This is a genomic window from Vibrio sp. Vb1026, from assembly GCF_033338745.1.
Lineage (GTDB): Bacteria > Pseudomonadota > Gammaproteobacteria > Enterobacterales > Vibrionaceae > Vibrio > Vibrio alginolyticus.
This window is the reverse complement of the sequence record NZ_JAWOTH010000024.1, coordinates 21,645-42,696: the sequence shown is the minus strand read 5'-3', so window position 1 is coordinate 42,696 and position 21,052 is coordinate 21,645. Positions and strand designations below refer to the sequence as shown.

Annotated in this window: 16 protein-coding genes; 10 read left to right on the top strand and 6 right to left on the bottom strand. The window is 46.0% G+C overall.

Going from position 1 to position 21,052, the window contains the following annotated elements:
• Positions 1-108: 108 nt before the first annotated feature.
• Both ppc and argE read right to left on the bottom strand, forming a co-directional pair.
• Entirely contained in the window at positions 109-2,742 is a 2,634-nt protein-coding gene (gene ppc / locus R7E47_RS22240; RefSeq protein WP_053307549.1) for a phosphoenolpyruvate carboxylase, read from the bottom strand.
• Positions 2,743-3,014: 272 nt separating this feature from the next.
• Complete coding sequence (gene argE / locus R7E47_RS22235; RefSeq protein WP_005381335.1) at positions 3,015-4,151, bottom strand: acetylornithine deacetylase; 1,137 nt, start codon at positions 4,149-4,151, stop codon at positions 3,015-3,017.
• A 144-nt stretch (positions 4,152-4,295) separates the two neighbouring features.
• Between argE and argC the strand changes: the two genes are divergently transcribed.
• The 4 genes from argC (at position 4,296) to argH (ending at position 9,529) form a co-directional block, all read left to right on the top strand.
• Positions 4,296-5,300 carry an N-acetyl-gamma-glutamyl-phosphate reductase gene (argC, locus tag R7E47_RS22230; protein WP_318085065.1) on the top strand — a complete coding sequence of 335 codons (1,005 nt, stop codon included), beginning with the start codon at positions 4,296-4,298 and terminating at the stop codon, positions 5,298-5,300.
• Positions 5,301-5,321: 21 nt separating this feature from the next.
• Positions 5,322-6,113, top strand: a complete 792-nt coding sequence (gene argB, locus R7E47_RS22225; RefSeq protein ID WP_005381333.1) for an acetylglutamate kinase — start codon at positions 5,322-5,324, stop codon at positions 6,111-6,113.
• Between the two features lie 84 nt (positions 6,114-6,197).
• Positions 6,198-7,412, top strand: coding sequence for an argininosuccinate synthase (locus R7E47_RS22220; protein WP_005381332.1), 1,215 nt, complete (start codon positions 6,198-6,200; stop codon positions 7,410-7,412).
• A gap of 242 nt (positions 7,413-7,654) precedes the next feature.
• Complete coding sequence (gene argH / locus R7E47_RS22215) at positions 7,655-9,529, top strand: argininosuccinate lyase (protein ID WP_017633526.1); 1,875 nt, start codon at positions 7,655-7,657, stop codon at positions 9,527-9,529.
• 194 nt (positions 9,530-9,723) lie between these two features.
• Here the strand turns inward: argH and R7E47_RS22210 are convergent, their stop codons facing one another.
• The 3 genes from R7E47_RS22210 to R7E47_RS22200 form a co-directional block, all read right to left on the bottom strand.
• Positions 9,724-10,005, bottom strand: a complete 282-nt coding sequence (locus R7E47_RS22210; protein WP_025768083.1) for a DUF3624 domain-containing protein — start codon at positions 10,003-10,005, stop codon at positions 9,724-9,726.
• Between the two features lie 372 nt (positions 10,006-10,377).
• A complete protein-coding gene (locus R7E47_RS22205; protein WP_053304156.1) occupies positions 10,378-11,850 on the bottom strand; it encodes a dihydrolipoyl dehydrogenase in 1,473 nt (490 codons plus the stop codon).
• 191 nt (positions 11,851-12,041) lie between these two features.
• Positions 12,042-12,770, bottom strand: a complete 729-nt coding sequence (locus tag R7E47_RS22200; RefSeq protein ID WP_054866559.1) for a redoxin family protein — start codon at positions 12,768-12,770, stop codon at positions 12,042-12,044.
• A gap of 169 nt (positions 12,771-12,939) precedes the next feature.
• Here R7E47_RS22200 and oxyR point away from each other — a divergent pair, with 169 nt between their 5' ends.
• Entirely contained in the window at positions 12,940-13,851 is a 912-nt protein-coding gene (oxyR, locus tag R7E47_RS22195; RefSeq protein ID WP_005381326.1) for a DNA-binding transcriptional regulator OxyR, read from the top strand.
• A 53-nt stretch (positions 13,852-13,904) separates the two neighbouring features.
• On the opposite strand, the gene R7E47_RS22190 is transcribed toward oxyR, so the two are convergent.
• Positions 13,905-16,466 carry a penicillin-binding protein 1A gene (locus tag R7E47_RS22190; RefSeq protein ID WP_025768081.1) on the bottom strand — a complete coding sequence of 854 codons (2,562 nt, stop codon included), beginning with the start codon at positions 16,464-16,466 and terminating at the stop codon, positions 13,905-13,907.
• 144 nt (positions 16,467-16,610) lie between these two features.
• Between R7E47_RS22190 and pilM the strand changes: the two genes are divergently transcribed.
• From pilM to R7E47_RS22165, 5 genes are read left to right on the top strand one after another with little or no spacing between them, the layout of a single operon-like run.
• Positions 16,611-17,627: a type IV pilus biogenesis protein PilM gene (pilM, locus tag R7E47_RS22185; protein WP_005382774.1), complete on the top strand. Its 1,017-nt coding sequence runs from the start codon at positions 16,611-16,613 to the stop codon at positions 17,625-17,627.
• Positions 17,611-18,186: a PilN domain-containing protein gene (locus tag R7E47_RS22180; RefSeq protein ID WP_318085064.1), complete on the top strand. Its 576-nt coding sequence runs from the start codon at positions 17,611-17,613 to the stop codon at positions 18,184-18,186. Before pilM ends, R7E47_RS22180 begins: the two co-directional genes overlap by 17 nt.
• Positions 18,179-18,772 carry a type 4a pilus biogenesis protein PilO gene (locus R7E47_RS22175; protein WP_005382767.1) on the top strand — a complete coding sequence of 198 codons (594 nt, stop codon included), beginning with the start codon at positions 18,179-18,181 and terminating at the stop codon, positions 18,770-18,772. Before R7E47_RS22180 ends, R7E47_RS22175 begins: the two co-directional genes overlap by 8 nt.
• Positions 18,762-19,277, top strand: a complete 516-nt coding sequence (locus R7E47_RS22170; RefSeq protein WP_005382766.1) for a pilus assembly protein PilP — start codon at positions 18,762-18,764, stop codon at positions 19,275-19,277. Before R7E47_RS22175 ends, R7E47_RS22170 begins: the two co-directional genes overlap by 11 nt.
• Positions 19,278-19,302: 25 nt before the next feature.
• The gene (locus R7E47_RS22165) at positions 19,303-21,048 is read left to right on the top strand and encodes a type IV pilus secretin PilQ (RefSeq protein WP_165439071.1); all 1,746 of its coding nucleotides are present in this window, start codon (positions 19,303-19,305) and stop codon (positions 21,046-21,048) included.
• The last annotated feature ends 4 nt before the right edge of the window (positions 21,049-21,052 follow it).

The following is a 21,052-nucleotide window of genomic DNA, read 5'->3' as shown; positions in this document are numbered from 1 at the left end:
AATCAAATGAGGCCTCATACGGCTTTAAAATACAAAACGCCCGATGAAGTACATCGAGCGTTTTAGTTAAAAAGTGTTAACCCATATCAGGACGGGTCAATGAAACGATTAGCCTGTGTTGCGCATACCAGCAGCAATACCAGCAATCGTCACCATCAACGCTTCTTCCAAGTTTGCAGAAGCTTCTTCGGTTTGACGCGTGCGGTATAGTAGCTCTGCTTGTAGCATATTCAATGGCTCAACGTAGATATTGCGTAAGCGAATCGACTCGAGTCCCCAAGGGTCATGCTGCATCAAGTTTTCGTTGTTCTCTACATTCAGTACCGCTTTGATGTCTTCTTGAAGCTGAGCACGAAGTTTTTCACCGAGTGGACGGAGCGACTCATCCACCAATCGCTCATCGTAGTAGCGAGAGATATCAATATTACACTTCGAGTACACCATCTCTAGCATGCCGAGACGAGTAGAGAAAAACGGCCATTCGCGGCACATCTCTTCGAGCAATGCTTGGTGGCCTTTATCGATCGAGTATTGAATCGCTTCACCTGCGCCTAGCCATGCAGGAAGTACCAAACGGTTTTGACTCCATGAGAAGATCCACGGGATTGCACGTAAGCTCTCTACTCCGCCCTTAGGGTTTCGTTTTGCAGGACGAGAACCAAGTGGCAACTTGCCGAGTTCGAGTTCTGGTGTTGCTTGGCGGAAGTAAGGCACGAAATCTGGCTCGCCACGAACCACATTTCGGTAAGACTCACAGCTTACTTCTGATAGCACTTCCATCAAGTCGCGCCATTCTTGTTTTGGCTCTGGTGGCGGTAACAAGTTGGCTTCCAGAATCGCACTTGCATATAGGTTAAAGCTGTTTACTGCGACATCTGGGAGTCCCAGTTTAAAGCGGATCATCTCGCCTTGCTCTGTTACACGTAAACCGCCTTTCAAGCTTTTTGGTGGTTGCGACAAAAGCGCAGCATGCGCAGGCGCACCACCGCGACCGACTGTGCCCCCACGACCATGGAATAGAGTTAGCTCAACGCCTTCTTCTTCAGCCACTTTAACTAACGATTCCATCGCATGATACTGAGCCCAACCAGCAGACATAACACCTGCATCTTTCGCTGAGTCAGAGTAACCAATCATGACCATCTGGTGGTTTTGGATAAAACCACGGTAAAGGTCAATCCCCATAAGCTGCTTAATGACCGATTCTGCGTTGTTCAAATCGTCTAGCGTTTCGAACAGAGGACACACATCCATGCGGTAAGGGCAACCTGCTTCTTGTAGCAGTAGATGAACGGCTAGTACATCAGAAGCGGTACGTGCCATTGAAATAACGTAAGCGCCAAACGCTTCACGCGGTTGTGCTGCAACAATCTTACAGGTATCCAAAACCTCTTTGACGGGTTCAGACGGTTCCCAATCACGAGGGAGAAGCGGACGTTTAGATGCCAGCTCGTTAGTTAGAAAAGCAATCTTATCTTGCTCACTCCATTGTTCGTAATCACCAATACCTAAGTAGCGAGTTAGTTCAGACAAGACGTTTGAGTGACGCGTGCTCTCTTGGCGGATATCAAGACGTACAAGATGGATACCAAATGCTTTTACGCGGCGTAGTGTATCCAGTAATGAGCCGTTGGCTATTACACCCATGCCACATTCGTTTAGTGACTGGTAGCAGGCATACAACGGTTCCCAAAGTTGCTCGACTTTTTGCAGTGGTGCTTTAACGGCCAGTTTTTGACCGTGGATCTTAGCATCGAGAATATCTTTGGTTTCATTGAGCAGAGTGCGTAATTGCTTCAGGATCGCACGGTATGGTTCGTGCTGATCTTCGCCAGCAAGCTCACGGACTTGATCGTTTGAAACTGTCATAGACAGCTCGCTGATCAACTCGTTGATGTCATTGAGATAAAGATCGGCGGCTTTCCAACGAGACAAAAGTAAGACTTCACGCGTAACGTTGTGAGTAACAAACGGGTTACCGTCACGGTCACCGCCCATCCAAGAGGAGAAGTGCACTGGGCGAGCATCAATGGGTAAACCTTCTCCAAGGTAAGATTTTAGACGGTCATTCATCTCACGTAGGAAGTCAGGTACTGCTTCCCATAGCGAGTTTTCAACGACCGCAAAGCCCCACTTTGCTTCATCCAACGGAGTAGGGCGTTGTTGTCGAATCACGTCTGAATGCCAGCCTTGGGCAATCAGTTGCTCTAGGCGGCGTTCGGTTTTTCTGCGCTCTTTAGAAGAAAGATCGCTTAGCTCCAACTTTGATAAGCACTCGTTTATCTTGACCAGTTTGTTGATCATCGTGCGGCGCGTAATTTCTGTTGGGTGAGCCGTCAATACCAATTCAATATTCAGATCACGAACCGCTTGGGCAGTGTCCAGTTTGCTCACATCGTTTTGTACCAGTTTAGAAAACAGCGAGTTAATCGCGTCTGGTTCGCAAATGTGCTCTTCACAATGGCGTGAAATCGTGTGGTATTGCTCAGCGATATTGGTGAGGTTTAGAAATTGGTTAAACGCGCGAGTAACGGGCGTTAGCTGCTCATCAGGTAGATGTTTGATTTCTTCGATCAAGCTGTCCCTGTCTGCTTGATTCCCTGCTTGAGCTGATTTGGATAATTTACGAATGGTTTCCACTTTCTCGAAGATTTCTTCGCCATGGGCATCGCGAATGGTGTTACCCAATAAGTGGCCTAACATGCGCACATTACTTTTGAGTGCGGCGTATTTCTCGTTCATTGTCGTCCTGCCTCGTAAAAAAACTACATCCATTGTCCTTGTTAAGACTCCAATCTAGCGAAAAGCACCAGTTATAGTCAAATAAAGCAGACTAAGTTTGCAATTATTCCGCTGTCTCCTGATTTAGAGCAAATTTACGGCAGCCATAGAGTAAGAAGTGAAAATTAATTACAAAATAACAAGTTAAATAAGTGTTAAGACTAGCGCTAAATTGTGAAGATAAAAAGATGCAGCTCAATCGAGCTGCACAGACTTTCGAGCTTAAACGGGTATTAACAGCAGTACTTGACCATCGCCTTTGAAAGCACATCAATTGTGGGGTCGATAAAGTCGAAGGATAGAAACTCATCCGGTTGATGGGCTTGGTCGATTGACCCAGGGCCGAGCACCAAGGTTGGACACAACTGCTGTAGAAATGGTGCTTCAGTACAGTAGTTCACGGTTTCTGAACTGGTTTGGCAGATCTCTTCAACACCACCAATAAATGGGTGGTCATGTTGGCATTCGTAACCCGGAATAGGCTCATGCAATGGAATAATCTCCAGTCTCCCAGGCCATTTCGCTTCGACTTCTTTTAATGCTCCGCGCAACATGTTCTCTAAACCATCAAGGCTAATGCCGGGAAGAGGACGCACGTCGTAATGCAGCTCACAGCAACCACAAATACGGTTAGCGCTGTCACCACCGTGAATGTGTCCAAGGTTTAGGGTAGGGCTTGGAATGGCAAAACCCGGATGGTGATATTCTTTAATCAATTTGTCACGCAGTTGCATCATGGCGAACATGACTTCATGCATGATCTCAATAGCGTTAACGCCAAGCGCTGGGTCCGATGAATGACCGGACTTGCCTGTTACGCGAATGGCATTTGCCACATGCCCTTTATGACCTCGAATTGGCACAAGGCTGGTGGGTTCACCAATGATGCAGTAATCCGGCTTAAATGGGGCGTTTGCTGTGAAATGTCGCGCGCCCAACATGGTGGTCTCTTCGTCACAAGTGGCTAATACGTAAAGTGGTTTGCTCTGCTTGCTCCAATCGACTTTCTTCACTGCTTCATAAATAAAGGCGAAAAAGCCTTTCATGTCTGCTGTGCCTAAACCGTAGAAGCGGTTGTCTTTTTCCGTCAGTTTATGCGGATCAAAATTCCATCGCCCTTGATCGAATGGCACGGTATCACTATGGCCAGCAAGTAAAAGGCCACCTTCTCCCTCTCCCATACGTGCGATCATATTGTGCTTGCCTGGCTCGACTTCGATCACTTCAACGCTAAAACCCAGATCTTTAAACCAAGATGCGAGTTTTTCGATGACTTTTGCATTGCCCTGATCCCAGCTCGGATCCGTGGAGCTGATAGAAGAGGTGCTGATGAGTCCTTCATAGACCTCTAGAAAAGTTGGTAATTGCATGGATTCTTCAAATCTCCTGTTGACAGACAGACCACAAAAATGTAAAACACATATTAAATCATATTTAATGAATAAAAAATCAAAATAAAGCAAAAATTAAATATGAATAGTCATTTGAGCCTTTAAGTATATGGATGTTACACAATGCTAAAAACCACGATTATTGGAGCCAGCGGTTACACCGGCGCAGAGTTAGCGTTAATGGTTAATAAACACCCACAACTCACGCTATCAGGTTTATACGTTTCCGCCAACAGTGTTGATGCGGGAAAGAGCATCGCGCAGCTGCACGGTAAGCTAGCGGGCATCATTGATATGCCAGTTTTACCACTAACGGATCCACTGCAAATCGCTCAAGAATCGGACGTGGTGTTTTTGGCAACGACTCACGAAGTCAGCCATGATTTAGCCCCAACTTTCTTGGAGACAGGCTGTCAGGTATTCGATTTATCGGGTGCATTCCGTGTGAAAAGTGAAGGCTTTTACGACACTTTTTATGGCTTCGCACATCAACATAACAACTGGCTAGATAAAGCAGCATACGGCTTAGCTGAGTGGAACCAAGAATCAATAAAAACCACTCCTTTGATTGCAGTAGCAGGTTGCTACCCAACCGCTTCACAGCTTGCAATCAAACCTTTATTAGAACATGCGTTGCTCGATACCAACCAATGGCCAGTGATCAACGCAACCAGTGGTGTATCAGGTGCAGGGCGTAAAGCCTCCATGGTTAACAGCTTCTGTGAAGTGAGCTTGCAACCCTATGGTGTATTTAACCATCGTCACCAGCCAGAGATTGCTCAGCACTTGGGTTGCGATGTGATTTTTACTCCGCACCTCGGCAACTTTAAACGCGGCATTCTTGCCACTATCACTATGAAGCTTGCGCAAGGTGTGACAGAAGCACAAGTGGCACAGGCGTTTGAACAAGCTTATCAAGGCAAGCCTGCGGTGCGTCTTAAAGGCGACGGTATTCCACGTATTCAGGATGTCGAAAATACCCCTTTCTGTGATATCGGCTGGAAGGTACAAGGCGAACACATCATTGTGATTTCAGCTATCGACAACCTACTTAAAGGTGCATCGAGTCAAGCGATGCAATGTCTCAATATTCATTACGGTTACCCAGAACTGACAGCGTTGCTGTAGTCGTTGAAAGAGGGAAATGCGATGACGCAAACCAATCAAGCTCCTTTAGTCATTAAGCTAGGTGGTGCAGCTCTATCATGCACTCAAACCTTAAGCCAACTTTTTGGTGCCATTGCGGCTTACCAAAAATCGGCACAGCGACAAATCGCCATCGTTCATGGCGGTGGCTACCTAGTTGATGAGTTGATGGCAAAGCTTCAGCTTGAAACCGTAAAGAAAAACGGTTTACGCGTAACACCTTACGATCAAATTCCTGTGATTGCAGGCGCGCTTGCAGGCACTGCGAATAAGTTACTTCAAGGTCAAGCGATTGCGGACGGTCTTAACGCTGTGGGCCTTAGCCTTGCGGATGGTGGTTTGTGTCTTGTTGAAGAACTTGACCCAGAACTCGGCGCGGTAGGCAAAGCATCACCGGGTGACTCAGCACTATTACAAGCGGTGCTAAACACAGGTGCACTGCCGATCATCAGTTCAATTGGTTTAACCAAAGATGGCCAGATGATGAATGTGAATGCTGATCAAGCAGCAGTCGCGGTTGCGGGCGCATTAGATGCGGAGTTAGTCCTGTTATCAGACGTGAGTGGTGTATTAGATGGAAAAGGCCATTTGATCAAAACCCTGTCAGAGCAGCAAGCTAACTCGTTGATCGATGGACATGTGATCACCGATGGCATGATCGTCAAAGTTAAAGCTGCTTTGGAGGCCGCCAATGATCTTGGCCGTCCAATTGAAGTCGCGACCTGGCGTTACCCAGAAAAATTAGCACAGTTATTCGCTGGTGAAAGTATTGGTACTCAATTCTTGCCTCAATAAGCATCAGCAAAAGAATTCAATATTAGGAAGTCGTAGTTGGCACTGACCGCCGAGCGCAGCGCCAGTTAAGTTTGGAGAAAAAACATGAGCAAAGTGAACGTAAATAAAGTGGTAGTCGCATACTCAGGCGGTCTAGATACTTCAGTAATCATCCCGTGGCTAAAAGAGAACTACGACTGTGAAGTAGTGGCTTTCGTTGCCGATGTTGGTCAAGGTGCCGAAGAGCTAGAAGGCATTGAAGCGAAAGCAAAAGCCTCTGGTGCTTCTGAGTGTTACATCGCGGACTTGAAAGAAGAAATGGTCGCAGACTACATTTACCCGACACTAAAAACCGGCGCGTACTACGAAGGTAAGTACCTGCTAGGTACATCAATGGCGCGTCCAATCATTGCTAAAGCGCAGGTTGAAGTGGCACGTAAAGTGGGCGCGGACGCACTGTGTCATGGCTGTACAGGTAAAGGTAACGACCAAGTGCGTTTCGAAGGTGCATTTGCAGCACTAGCACCGGACTTACAAGTGATTGCACCTTGGCGTGAGTGGGACCTAGTGAGCCGTGAAGAGTGTTTGGATTACCTAGCTGAGCGTAATATTCCTTGCTCTGCGTCTCTTACTAAGATCTATTCACGTGATGCAAACGCATGGCACATTTCGACGGAAGGCGGCGTTTTAGAAGATACGTGGAACGCACCAAACGAAGACTGCTGGGTGTGGACTGTCGACCCAGAGCAAGCGCCAAATGAAGCGGAATACGTCACGCTGAAAGTAGAAAAAGGTGAAGTGGTCGAAGTTGATGGTGAAGTGATGACACCATATAACGCACTGGTTTACCTAAACGAGAAGGGCGCTAAGCACGGTGTTGGCCGTATCGATATCGTGGAAAACCGTCTTGTTGGGATGAAGTCTCGTGGTTGTTATGAAACACCGGGAGGCACCATCATGATGGAAGCGCTGCGTGCTGTAGAGCAGCTTGTGCTAGACAAATCATCATTCGAATTCCGTGAGGAGCTAGGTCTAAAAGCGTCTCACCTTGTATACGATGGCCGTTGGTTTACGCCACTATGTAAATCGATCCTTGCCGCTTCAGAAGAGCTAGCGCAAGACGTTAACGGTGAAGTGGTTGTTAAGCTCTACAAAGGTCAAGCGACAGTGACGCAAAAACGTTCTGACAACAGCTTGTATTCAGAAGAGTTCGCGACTTTTGGTGAAGATGAAGTTTACGACCAAAGCCATGCAGGTGGGTTCATCCGTCTTTACTCGCTATCAAGCCGTATTCGTGCATTGAACAGCCAGAAGAAATAATCCATTAACATCCATCTTGGATTGAATAAAGACCCGCCATTTATAGGCGGGTCTTTTGGTTTCTAAAAGCGAGTATCTAAAGTTTGTTTGAATATATATGTAAAAATATTGAATTTATACTTTATTTTTTATCGAAATTGCCGTAACGTTGACCCATAAGAAAAAGTGAGCAAATGACCATCAAATTGGTTACTACTCATTCGAGAACGTTAGAGTAAGCAATAGTCATCAGGAGAGACGCAATGGCATTATGGGGCGGAAGATTTACCCAAGCGGCAGACACCAGATTTAAAGAGTTCAATGATTCGTTGCGTTTTGACTACCGATTGGCTGAGCAAGACATCGTAGGTTCAATCGCATGGTCTAAAGCTCTGCTTTCTGTTGATGTGCTATCGGCAGAAGAACAGCAGAAACTGGAACTTGCTTTAAATGAGCTGAAGTTAGAAGTGATGGAAGACCCTCACCAAATTCTTCGCTCTGATGCAGAAGATATCCACTCTTGGGTTGAACAGCAGCTAATCAGTAAAGTGGGAGATTTAGGTAAAAAACTCCACACTGGGCGTTCTCGGAATGACCAAGTCGCCACAGACTTGAAACTTTGGTGTCGTCAGCAAGGTCAGCAATTATTGATTGCTTTAGATCGCCTACAAGCACAAATGGTCCATGTTGCTAAACAGCACCAAGGCACCGTATTGCCAGGCTATACTCATCTTCAGCGTGCTCAACCCGTAACCTTTGCTCACTGGTGCTTGGCTTATGTTGAAATGTTCGAGCGTGACTACTCTCGTCTGAATGATGCCTTACAGCGTCTCGACACTTGTCCACTTGGCTCGGGGGCGTTAGCGGGAACGGCTTATCCGATTGATCGCGAACAATTAGCACATAATCTCGGTTTCCACCGTGCTACGCGTAATTCACTCGATTCGGTTTCAGATCGTGATCATGTGATGGAACTGATGTCGGTGGCGTCGATTTCTATGCTTCACCTTTCTCGTCTTGCAGAAGATATGATCTTCTACAATTCAGGCGAGTCAAACTTCATTGAGTTAGCGGATACGGTGACATCTGGTTCGTCATTAATGCCACAGAAGAAAAACCCAGATGCACTTGAGTTGATCCGTGGTAAGACAGGGCGTGTCTATGGCGCATTATCGAGCATGATGATGACAGTTAAAGCCTTGCCATTGGCGTACAACAAAGACATGCAGGAAGATAAAGAAGGGTTGTTTGACGCTTTAGATACATGGAACGACTGCATGGAAATGGCAGCTCTGTGTTTTGACGGTATTAAAGTGAATGGCGAGCGCACACTAGAAGCGGCGAAACAAGGTTACGCAAACTCGACTGAGTTGGCTGATTACCTAGTGGCGAAAGGCATCCCATTCCGTGAAGCTCACCACATCGTCGGTGTCGCGGTCGTTGGTGCTATTGCTAAAGGCTGTGCGCTGGAAGAATTGTCTCTGCAAGAGCTAAAAGCCTTCTCTGAGGTGATTGAAGATGATGTGTATGACATTCTGACTATCGATTCGTGTTTGGAAAAGCGTTGTGCTTTGGGGGGTGTTTCGCCTCACCAGGTCGCTTACGCGGTAGAACAAGCGGATAAGCGCCTGAGCCAGCGTGACAGCTCGGCGGTGAAAGTGCGTCCTGCACGTTTGACGGACATTGAAACGCTGGAAGGTATGGTTGCTTACTGGGCGAACCTTGGTGAGAATCTTCCGCGCTCTCGTAATGAGCTCGTGAGAGATATTGGCTCTTTCGCGGTGGCTGAGCATCATGGTGAAGTGACGGGTTGCGCTTCTCTATATGTGTATGACTCAGGGTTGGCTGAAATACGCTCTCTTGGTATCGAAGCGGGCTGGCAAGGCCAAGGGCAGGGCAGTGCGATTGTGAACTATTTGGTTGAGAAAGCGCGCCAGATGGCGATCAAGAAAGTCTTTGTTCTAACGCGAACGCCTGAGTTCTTTATGAAGCAAAGCTTTTTACCGACATCGAAGTCATTACTGCCGGAGAAAGTTCTGAAAGATTGCGATCAGTGCCCACGTCAACATGCATGTGATGAGGTAGCGCTTGAGATCAATTTAATGGAGCAAGTGATCCAAAAAACGCATGTGGCATGAACTGAAGTTGTGGAGTGATTTTATTAGCATTCAATGACATAGTCATTTTCCTGTTTACTTACATCAGTATTCGCTAAAAAAATCGAAAAAATTTGGAACCTTTGAGAGGAAGCCCGGTCTATTAAAGTACCACTGCTTTTTCTTAGAAGAATCTAAGAGAGCCCCAGAACTGACATTGGTTTTGGGGCTTTTTTCTATCTGTCACTTTTCTCTTTTTTATTGGCCTTTTTTTGTCCCTTTCGACGTTGCCAAGGCAAGATGACAAAACGCATCCATAAGTGTAGAAACAACAAAACGTTGAAAGCGAAGCCGGCAAAGATCAAAGCGATCGACTCGATGCTTTGTGGATCATCTTTGAGCGTAAACCACCACACAATCCAACACAGTACAGAAAGTACCGTCAATTGATCCAAGCATCGTTGGCAACGTCCAAGTTTTTTCCAAAACCAATGTTCCTCGCAGCGGCGACAAGTCATAGTGTTTTCCAAACCATTAGTGTTGCTTCAGATTATATATCTAACTAAATGGTGGAAAGCGTTTCTTACACGGGCTTAGAGCGCCATGACACAACCAAAAATGGAAAGTTAGCTTTGTAAAAGCTTTGTGGCACGTAATTGATGTATGGTGTGCTGTCAGTCTTTAACAGGAAATATAATGATGTCGACAGAGTTGAAACTTGCGCTGAGTATCGCTGGTGGGTTCTTTATGATCGGTGTTGTCGCGATTTGTATGGTCAGCCGCTATGCAATGATGGCAGCGTAAGAGAGATTTCATTGCACCGAAGTAGTAAAGCAAAGCCTCGTTGATGACGAGGCTTTGCTTTATATTTAGATAGAAGCCTGAAAGCGTTAGCAGCCAGGGCCGCAGTCAAGACAATGTTTCACCATTTCTGGCCCTAAGTGTAGTTTTGCATTCAAATCACGTAGAGCGGTGCGGACGCCTTCTTCAATCACTGGGTGATAGAAGGGCATATCTAACATCTCAGAAATCGTCATCCTATTTTGGTGCGCCCATGCTAAAAGGTGAGCAAGATGCTCTGCATTCGGGCCCATCATTTCTGCACCTAAAAAACGTCCAGTGCCTTGCTCTCCGTAGACATGCAGAATGCCTTTATTACGAAGCATGACGCGCGAACGTCCTTGATTTTCAAACGAGACTTCACCGGTTGCGAAACATCCACATGTGCCTAGACGTGTTTCTAGTTGTTTATATGTTTCGCCAACCATAGCAATTTGAGGGTCGGAGAACACGGCTGAAATTGGTGAGCGACGCAGACCCGCACGAATATCTGGGAAACGGCCTGCGTTGTCTCCAGCAATACGGCCTTGGTCAGCGGCTTCGTGCAGCAGTGGAATTTGGTTACTTGCATCACCTGCGATGAAGATGCTCTCTACCGAAGTTTGCAATGTGTAGTGATCCGCCGTTGGTACGCCACGTTCATCGAGAGCCACATTGGTGTTCTCGATCGCCAGCTTATCGACGTTTGGACGACGACCCGTTGCGGCCAATACGTAATCGACAACGAAAGTTTCTAATTCACCATCATGGTTGATGAATTGGATTTCGACCTTGTCTTCGCCGTCATTGTCTGACGAAGCAATGCGTTTCATGCTTTCGACTTTTACATCTGCATCTAGGTAGAACTCTTCCTTAAAGGCTTTATCTGCATACGCCATCACCTCTGGGTCTGTCAGTGGGCCCACTTGTCCTCCAAGGCCAAAGAGCTTCACGTTTACTCCTAGGCGGTGTAAAGCCTGACCCAATTCAAGGCCGATGACTCCTGGGCCAAATACTGCAACGGACTCTGGTAAGTCATCCCAGTCAAATACATCATCGTTAATCACTAGGCGATCACCCAGTTCATTCCAAGCTGCCGGATATGCTGGACGAGATCCTGTCGCAATAACAATGCGCTGTGCGGTGACCTGAGTATGATCATCTATGATGAGAGTGTGGTCATCGGCAAACTTCGCGTAGCCCGATAGTTTGTCTTCAGCGGGAATATCATCGACACTTTCAAGCACAAAGCCAACAAAACGATCGCGTTCGCGCTTTACACGATCCATAACTTCTCGTCCGTTAATTCGTACTTCACCTTGCGGGTGTATCCCAAATCCAGGTGCTTTTTCGATTTGATGAACACTTTCTGCTGCCGCAATTAACAGCTTAGACGGCATGCATCCGACACGAGCACAGGTTGTTCCGTAGGGACCGCCCTCAATCATTACCACGCTGTTGGTATGAGCTTTTGCTGCTCGATAAGCACCAAGACCAGCCGTACCGCCACCAATAATCGCTACGTCGACATTTACTTGTTTCATCGTGAACTCTCGCTTTTGTTTTAAGCCAAGCTAGCTACATTGAGCTTGGAGAGTGAATTGGATAGTTGAATCTGGATAAGTAGTCACCTTAGTGGCAGATGACTACTTATCTAGACTAGTAGAAGAAGTGGTTTAGGGTTGGCCTCCGAGCCAAAAGGCACCGGAGACCGAGGGTGTAGGCTATGGACAGCTTAGCCTAGATACGCTTCTAGCTCTTCGCTACCGCCGATATGCTTGCCACCGATAAAGACTTGTGGAACAGTCGTGCGACCAGATATAGCTCGTAGACTAACTGTTGTTGCGTCTTTACCCAGAATCACTTCTTCATATTGAAGACCGTGGTCAATCAGATTTTGTTTCGCTTTCATACAGAAAGGGCAGCCTGGTTTAGTGAACACCGTGATGGATTCTTGCGTTTTGTAGTCAGGCGCTATGTAGTTCAGCATCGTATCTGCGTCTGACACCTTGAATGGGTCGCCTGGTTCGTTTGGCTCAATGAACATTTTTTCCACTACACCATCTTTTACTAACATGCTGTAACGCCATGAACGTTTGCCAAAGCCGATGTCGTTTTTATCCACTAACATACCCATGCCATCGGTGAATTCACCATTACCATCCGGGATGAAGGTAATGTTTTCTGCTTCTTGGTCTTGTTTCCATGCATTCATCACGAACGTATCATTGACCGAGATACAAATAATCTCATCCACTCCGTGCTCTTTAAATACAGGGAACAATTCGTTGTAACGAGGTAGATGGCTTGATGAACAGGTTGGAGTAAATGCACCCGGTAAGCTAAATACGATAACGGTCTTACCTTTAAATAGCTCATCGGTCGTTACATTCACCCAAGAGTCACCTTGACGAACTGGAAAAGTAACTTGAGGGACTTGTTGACCTTCTTTAGATACAAACATAATGATTTCCTTTAACTATTTTAAATTATGCGTATAGAGCTTAGCGTTTTTCGTCGCTCTGTTTCGTTTTGTTGAGCCCATTATTGTAAAAATCCTTTGATAGCTCTAATCGTTTGGTGTTATGGTTTTGATAGGTATTAGCTATTGTTAAAGAAGCGAAGCGTGAAGTATGAATATTCGAGATTTTGAGTACTTAGTTGCACTTGCGGAACATAAGCACTTTCGCAAAGCGGCAGAGGCATGTTTTGTTAGCCAGCCAACATTGAGTGGGCAAATTCGTAAACTAGAGGACGAACTCGGGACCACGCTTTTAGAGCGAAGCAGCCGACGTGTTTTGTTTACCGATTCAGGGTTACAGCTGGTGGAGCAGGCTAAACGCATCTTAAGTGAAGTGAAAACCTTCAGAGATATGGCAAGCGGTCAAAGCGGAGCCATGACTGGACCGATGCATATTGGTTTCATCCCGACGGTTGGGCCTTATCTACTACCCAAAATTCTGCCGCAGATAAAAGAAGCATTTCCTGAGCTGGAGCTATTTCTGCACGAAGCTCAAACACATCAATTAGTGCGTCAATTGGAAGAAGGCAAACTAGATTGCTTAGTTTTAGCTTCGGTTGATGAAACTGCGCCATTTAAAGAGATCGAAGTGTATCAAGAGCCATTAAGTGTCGCAGTGCCATGTGACCACGAGTGGGCCTCTCTCGACCATGTTGATATGTTGGAGCTGAATGGTAAAACCGTTTTAGCGTTGGGAGACGGCCACTGTCTGCGAGATCAAGCGTTAGGTTTTTGTTTTGCCGCTGGTGCAAAAGACGATGAGCGTTTTAAAGCCACCAGCTTGGAGACGTTACGCAATATGGTTGCTGCCGGTGCGGGGATTACGTTATTGCCTCAGCTTTCTATCCCTAATGAGAAGCAAAAAGATGGCGTATGCTACGTACCAGCTGTTAACCCAACACCCTCGCGTAATATCGTTCTCGTATATCGTCCGGGCTCACCATTACGAGCTAGGTTTGAAGCTTTAGCAGCGAAGATTAAAGAGGTGTTGGCTTCTTATCCATCATTGAATGCTGCAGCATAAGAAGCAGACATAAAAAAGGGAGAGCTTGATGCTCTCCCTTGTGCTTTTGTGATTTAGAACAGTTCTTCTGCGCCAGAGCCTGAAGAGTAAATACTATCTTCTAAACGGTCGCCAGCGTATTCGGTAGGCTCCGTGCCTTTTTCAAAGTATTCGAACATTGATGTGCTATCTACCTTGTGCGTTAGCATACCGCTGTTGCGATCAATACGAACTCGAATAATATCCTCTGGAATATTTTTACCTTGCTCCGGCGTCCCTTCTAGCGCAACACGCATGAAGTCAATCCAAGCAGGCTCTGCGGTTTTCGCACCCGACTCGGCACCAGAAATTTGGCCTTGCCCTAGGTTGCTGTTAACAGTGGTGCGGCCAAGTGCACGTGAGTGATCATCAAAGCCAACCCAAGCTATCGCAACGACACCAGGTCCATAGCCATTGTACCAAGCATCCTTGGAATCATTCGTTGTACCCGTTTTACCCCCGATATCACGACGACCAAGTTTTTGCGCGCGCCAGCCTGTACCATTCCAACCTGTGCCTTCACGCCAGTTACCGCCACCCCAAATGTTGCTGTACATCATCTCACGCATTAAGAATGCATTCTGTTCGGAGATAACTTGCGGTGCATATTGAGGTTCATCATTTTCAAGGGCATTGTCTGTTGCAAGGCCGTCAATTGCGACGTCTTGTTCGCCAAATTCATCAGCGTAGCGATTTTCTGGCTGCTCGCTCATTTGTGGACAATCCTTATGACAAACACTCTTTGGATTGGCTTTAAACAGTACTTCACCGAATGCATCTTCCACGCGTTCTACATAGAATGGTTCAACGTAATAACCACCGTTTGCAAACACAGAGTAACCTTGTGCCACTTTCATTGGTGTTAAGCTGCCAGCTCCGAGTGCGATGGTCTCAGAGCGTGGTACTTGGTTAATATCAAAACCGAAACGAGTAAGGTACTGACGTGTCTCCTCGAGGCCAACTTCACGGAGTGTACGTACTGCCATGACGTTTTTTGATTGAGCTAAGCCGAGGCGAAGACGCGTTGGACCACCATAAGTCGGTGGTGAGTTTTTTGGTCGCCAAGCTGAACCAGAACCTGCATCCCACTTGTTAATCGGCGCATCGTTAATCAAAGTGGCTAGAGTCAGTCCTTTGTCAATTGCTGCCGAGTAGATGAAAGGCTTGATACTTGAACCAACCTGACGCACTGACATGGTTGCACGGTTAAACTTGCTGTGAACAAAGTTGAAACCACCAACCAGCGACAATATCGCGCCATTTTCTGGGTTCATCGCAACAAACGCGGTGTTTGCTGTCGGCACTTGGCTCAGTTTCCAGCTCAGTGTTGTGTTGTCATCTTCATCGGTTTCACTTACTTCGCGAACCCAAACTTGTTGACCTGTCGCTAGCACATCATGCGCTGACTTTGGTGTTGAGCCTTGGCGGTTATCGGTAATGTACTTACGCGCCCAGTGCATTCCAGTCCAAGGGATGGTTTGCTCTTCATGGTTCTTAACCCATACTTGCGCCGTCTTATCATCGACTTTCGTCACAACCGCAGGGTAAAGGTCACCATAAGTTGGCTGTTTCTTCAGGTGCTTTTCTATTTGCTCATTGCCCCAGGCTGCTTCCCCTTCTTTCCAAAGCACACTTTCTGCACCACGGTAGCCATGACGTTCATCGTATGACAAGAGGTTATTTACCGCAGACGTATTTGCAGCATCTTGCAGTTTAGAATCCACAGTCATGTAGATATTCAAGCCAGAGGTGTAAGCTTCTTCTTCACCGTACTCTTTTACTGCCCATGCACGAGCCAACTCTGCTACGTAAGGCGCTGAAAGCTCAATTTCAGCGCTATGATAACGCGCCACAATAGGTTCATTGCGTGCTTCGTCATACTGCTCTTGTGTAATGTATTTCTCATCAAGCATTCGCATTAATACAACGTTACGGCGTTTTGTTGCGCGCTCAAGAGAGTAAATTGGGTTCATGGTTGATGGCGCTTTTGGCATACCAGCGAGTGTTGCAATCTCACTTAACGTCAATTCATCAAGGCTCTTGCCAAAATACACTTGAGCGGCAGCACCAAAGCCATATGAGCGGTAACCAAGGAAGATTTTATTGACATAAAGCTCCATGATTTCTTGCTTACTTAAAAGCTGCTCAATATGGATAGCAATAAAAATCTCTTTAATCTTACGCATGATCTTCTTCTCATTAGATAAGAAGAAGTTACGAGCTAGCTGTTGCGTAATCGTACTTGCACCCTGTTTAGCCGAGCCTGAAACCGCAACAACAACAGCTGCACGAGTGATGCCGATAGGGTCGATACCGGGATGCTCGTAGAAACGGCTATCTTCGGTTGCGATGAGCGCGTGAATTAAGTCTTGAGGAATTTCGTCATAAGTAACAGGAATACGACGCTTTTCACCGAACTGTGCGATCAGCTTCCCGTCTTGACTAAACACCTTCATAGGTGTTTGTAATTCAACGTCTTTTAGAGTTGCAACATCTGGCAATTCAGGCTTCACGTACTGATAGAAGCCAAATATTGTGGTGACTCCAAGAATTATGCAAATCAATGTTAAAAATAATAAACGCTTTATGAACTTCACCGGAGAATCCCTGATTGGTTGAGGCTGTGTAACGGCAAACCCTTGTACTCTTAGGTCAAAAATTTAGCACATAAGAGATATTAACTCTTATTTGGATGCTAATAACAACCTTTGCACGAAGAAATTTCGGAGCGAGAGTAAGAGATGGATAAGCTAATCGTTACCGGCATCGATATAGGCCATAACAGCCTCAAAGCCGTAGTACTTAAACCCACAGGCAACAATTACGCTCTGTTGGGTTACAAAGAAATATTACTAAAGGAAGGTATTGTCGCTGAAAATAACACCATAAATCATCAAGAAATTGTAAAGACCCTCAAGCAGATAAAAAAAGAACTGCCTTTTGGCGCTAAAAAAGTTGCGATTTCAGTTCCTGATAACTCGGTAATTAGCAAGAAACTGCAAATAGAACAAAATCTTGAAGAGAGTGAAGTTGAGTTTGCAGTGATACAAGCCTTTTCTCATCAATCGCCATTCCCTGTCGAAGAGCTGAGTTTAGACTTCGTTCGTCTTCGCGCTGAGGGCGGGCAGAGTGGCAGTGATAGCTATCAAGTGTTTGCGACAAGAAAAGATGTGGTAGAAGGCCGAGTCGATGCATTACAAAAGTCCGGACTAAAACCTGTTTTAGTGGACGTGCATTCGCAAAGCCTTGGTCATATCTGGAAGCTCACCGCCGATCGCTTTCCTGACAAAAACAAATACTGCTTACTCGATATTGGCACCTTATCGAGCTCCTTCACCATGTTTACCGAACAAGGTGAACTGTTTCACAAAGAGTTTGCTTACGGCACACGCGGAGTAAACAGCGCTTCTCCAGTCGATTTTCTGTCCGATGATGCTCAGGAGAAAACAGAGCTGTTTAACCGTCAAATCGTAGAGCGAGTAAAGCGCCAGATGCAGCTCTATACCTCAATCAATGGCTCACAAAACATCAAGGGTATCTGGTTATCAGGGGAAGGGGCCTCCACTCCCATGCTCGCAGAGGAGTTGTCTCAACAATTGTCGTTAGAGTGTGAATTGCTAAATCCGCTAGGGCTATTTGAGATGAAGGTGTCTAAGCGTAAGCGTCGTGCTGTGGATTGGCAGCATTTCTCAACAGCAGCCGGACTGGCCGTTCGTGGCATTCATTGGCTAGGAGGCGCCCGTGCTTTATCGCATTAATTTACTTCCTTGGCGAGAGAATCAAAGAGAAGAGCACCGACATCGTTTCATCAGTTTGGTCGCATTAGGCATGTTGGTCGCTGTTGGCATCCAGTGGGGTATTGGAAAGTTTTTTGAGTACCAACAAGATCAACAACAGGAGCGGCTCGATTACCTCACTCACTACATTGCCGAACTCGACCAGCGTATTGAAGCAATGAAAATTGCAGAGCTAGAGCACAGCAAAATCCTCGAACGTCTAAAGGTCGTTGAAGGTTTACAAAACGGACGAAACAAAACGACCGAGTTCATGAACTTAATGCCTGCCGTTATCCCTGAAGGTGTATATGTCGACAAGATCAAAATGAATGATCTGGAAATTGAGATCTCTGGGATCTCTGATAGCACTCCAAAACTTGCCACGATGCTGGACAACATGGAGCGCTCGGCCAAGTTGAACGACGTAGAAATGCATTCCATCGTTCACGGCAAAGCCCGTTTTGGGAAAGAGTTTCAAACATTCAAAGTGTCTTTCATGTTCAAAGTAACGGAGAAGAAATTGGAGGCTCAACGTGGTTGATTGGCAGGATCTCGAAATAGATGAAATGGCCGAGTGGCCATTGTTGCCCCAGATTGTAGTAATCGTACTTCTGATCATGGCGATTCAAGGCTTAGGTTATTGGTTTTACCTTAAACCGAAAGAAGAACAGTTGAATCACTTGATTCAGCAGGAGCAGACACTCAAGGTGGCATTGAAGATCAAAGCGAACAAAGTGGCAGCGTTGCCTCAGCTTCAATCTCAATTGGATGAACTTACCACTCGTTACGAGTTATTACTGCAACAACTGCCTGCGCAAAAAGAGCTGGCTACAATGCTCGCTTCAGTGAATGAGCTTGGCATCGACAATAAGCTGACTTTCACCCGAATCGACTGGGGCGAAAAACAATCAGAGCACTTCCTTTATCGTCTTCCTTTAAACATAGAGTTAACGGGCGACTTTCATGACATCGGCCATTTTTCTCAGGCAATAGCGACGCTACCTCGAATCATCACGTTTAAAGATGTGACTTGGCAACGTGTCAGCCAAGAGAGTGAAACCCTGCACTTTCGGGTGCGCGCTAACACCTATCAGTTTAAGCCGGAGGAGACGAAAAATGACAAGTAAGTCTTTGTTGCTGGTACTGATGGGTTCTCTATTGATGGGTTGCCAGGCGAATGATGAATCATTGACGGATTTTATTCGAGGAGTGGAAACACAGGCGCGTCGAGAGGTCGAGAAGCTTAAGCCCGCAGACAAATATGTTGCAGTCACGTACGCACCGGAAGTACAGCGTGCACCCTTTGAATTACCCAAAGAAGCCACTATCGCGACTCAGCCAGTTGCAAGAAAAGATTGTTGGCAACCGCCCTCAAGAAGGCGAACTGGTAAATTAGAAAAATTCCCATTAAGCCAATTACGTTTGAAAGGTGTCATGGGCATGGATAACACGGTTTCTGGCCTTGTTCAGGCTCCCAATGGCACCGTCTATAAAGTTAAGCCGGGTCAATACCTCGGACGCAATAATGGCAAAGTGACCCATGTCAGCCACTCCTACTTGTTGATTAATGAAACGTTGCCCGACGGCTTAGGATGTTGGCAAAAACGTAAAGTTAAGTTGGCTTTGAGATAGCCCCATTTATTTTTGATATTGAGTAATGAAAATGAGACAAGGATTAACACGTACACCAAGGATACTTACTGGGCTCTTCTCCTTATGGTTGTTTGTATTTTTAGCCCCTTTAGCGGCAGCTGAAGAAGTTTCGTCCAATGCCCTAAAAAGTATCGACTTTCGAACTAATAAAGATAAAGACGCCGTGATTGTCGTCGAATTGGCGTCACCGGCCGCGATTGTAGATATCAAGCGTGTACAGGAAGGGTTAAGTATCGATTTGCTTAACACTTCAGTAAAAGACGAGCAATTGTATCTCCTAGACGTGAAAGACTTTTCGACTGTGGTTGAGAGCGTAGAAGTGTTTCGCGACACCTCGACGACGCGCTTGGTTGCGCACATCAATGAAGAATACATGCATGATTACCGTTTAACGGGGCGTTTTTTGGAAATCAAAGTAGCGAAGATCAAACCCAATGAGAAAGCCCCAGATAAAAGCATTTTAGAAAGAGAAGGTAAGCTTATTTCGATTAACTTCCAAGATATTCCTGTGCGAAACGTCTTGCAGCTTATTGCTGATTACAACCAATTCAATTTGGTTGTCTCCGACTCTGTAGAAGGCAACCTCACGCTTCGTCTTGATGGTGTCCCTTGGCAGCAAGTGCTGGATATTATTTTGCAAGTTAAGGGGTTAGATAAGCGTGTTGATGGCAACGTGATTTTAGTTGCTCCGACTGATGAGCTGGACTTGCGTGAGAAGCAGCAGTTAGAAAAACAAAAACTGACGGAAGAAATGGGAGAGCTTTCATCTGAAATCATCAAAGTTAATTTTGCTAAAGCATCAGACATTGCGGAGATGATCAATGGTGAAGGAAATATCAGCATGCTGTCAGAGCGCGGCAGTATGACCATTGATGAGCGAACTAACTCGTTATTGATTAGAGAGTTACCTGAAAACATCGAGGTGATTCGAGAAATTATTGAGTCTTTGGATATTCCAGTTAAACAGGTTCAAATTGAGGCGCGTATTGTGACCATCAATGAAGGTAACATGGACGAGTTAGGGATTCGTTGGGGTTTTACGTCTATTAATGGCAGTAATACAGTGGGTGGTTCTATTGAGAACAACCTCGCCACGATCGGTCTTTATAATGGAGAAGGGGACGACGACGGTGGTGACGCTGATGGAGTGGGGATCGATGACTTCCTTAATGTAAACTTAGCTGCAACCAGCCCGAATGCGACCAGTCTTGCTTTCCAAGTTGCGAAGTTAGGATCAGACACACTACTTGATTTGGAACTTTCTGCGCTGCAACAAGAGTCTAAAGCTGAGATTATCTCGAGCCCACGTTTGATCACTACCAATAAGAAACCTGCCTATATCGAACAAGGTACAGAGATTCCTTACCTAGAGTCATCATCAAGTGGTGCAACGACGGTGACGTTCAAAAAGGCGGTATTAAGTTTGAAGGTAACCCCGCAAATCACACCGGATAACCGCTTAGTATTGGATTTAAGTGTCACGCAAGATAGACCAGGACAAGTCGTGAAGACAGGCACTGGTGAAGCTGTTGCGATTGATACTCAACGTATCGGGACGCAAGTGTTAGTGAATAACGGTGAAACGGTCGTTCTTGGTGGTATTTTTCAGCACAGCATTACTAACTCGGTGGACAAAGTGCCTTTGTTGGGCGACCTGCCGCTATTAGGTGCTCTTTTTCGTCGAAGTTATGAGAATGTTGGCAAAAGTGAGCTGTTAATTTTCGTCACGCCTAAGGTGGTGATTCAGTAGTTCT

What these genes read in the sequence shown, in the direction of transcription:
- ppc (WP_053307549.1), bottom strand. Translation starts at nt 2,742, where the DNA reads ATGAACGAGAAATACGCCGCACTCAAAAGTAATGTGCGCATGTTAGGC.
- argE (WP_005381335.1), bottom strand. Translation starts at nt 4,151, where the DNA reads ATGCAATTACCAACTTTTCTAGAGGTCTATGAAGGACTCATCAGCACC.
- argC (WP_318085065.1), top strand. Translation starts at nt 4,296, where the DNA reads ATGCTAAAAACCACGATTATTGGAGCCAGCGGTTACACCGGCGCAGAG.
- argB (WP_005381333.1), top strand. Translation starts at nt 5,322, where the DNA reads ATGACGCAAACCAATCAAGCTCCTTTAGTCATTAAGCTAGGTGGTGCA.
- R7E47_RS22220 (WP_005381332.1), top strand. Translation starts at nt 6,198, where the DNA reads ATGAGCAAAGTGAACGTAAATAAAGTGGTAGTCGCATACTCAGGCGGT.
- argH (WP_017633526.1), top strand. Translation starts at nt 7,655, where the DNA reads ATGGCATTATGGGGCGGAAGATTTACCCAAGCGGCAGACACCAGATTT.
- R7E47_RS22210 (WP_025768083.1), bottom strand. Translation starts at nt 10,005, where the DNA reads ATGACTTGTCGCCGCTGCGAGGAACATTGGTTTTGGAAAAAACTTGGA.
- R7E47_RS22205 (WP_053304156.1), bottom strand. Translation starts at nt 11,850, where the DNA reads ATGAAACAAGTAAATGTCGACGTAGCGATTATTGGTGGCGGTACGGCT.
- R7E47_RS22200 (WP_054866559.1), bottom strand. Translation starts at nt 12,770, where the DNA reads ATGTTTGTATCTAAAGAAGGTCAACAAGTCCCTCAAGTTACTTTTCCA.
- oxyR (WP_005381326.1), top strand. Translation starts at nt 12,940, where the DNA reads ATGAATATTCGAGATTTTGAGTACTTAGTTGCACTTGCGGAACATAAG.
- pilM (WP_005382774.1), top strand. Translation starts at nt 16,611, where the DNA reads ATGGATAAGCTAATCGTTACCGGCATCGATATAGGCCATAACAGCCTC.
- R7E47_RS22170 (WP_005382766.1), top strand. Translation starts at nt 18,762, where the DNA reads ATGACAAGTAAGTCTTTGTTGCTGGTACTGATGGGTTCTCTATTGATG.
- R7E47_RS22165 (WP_165439071.1), top strand. Translation starts at nt 19,303, where the DNA reads ATGAAAATGAGACAAGGATTAACACGTACACCAAGGATACTTACTGGG.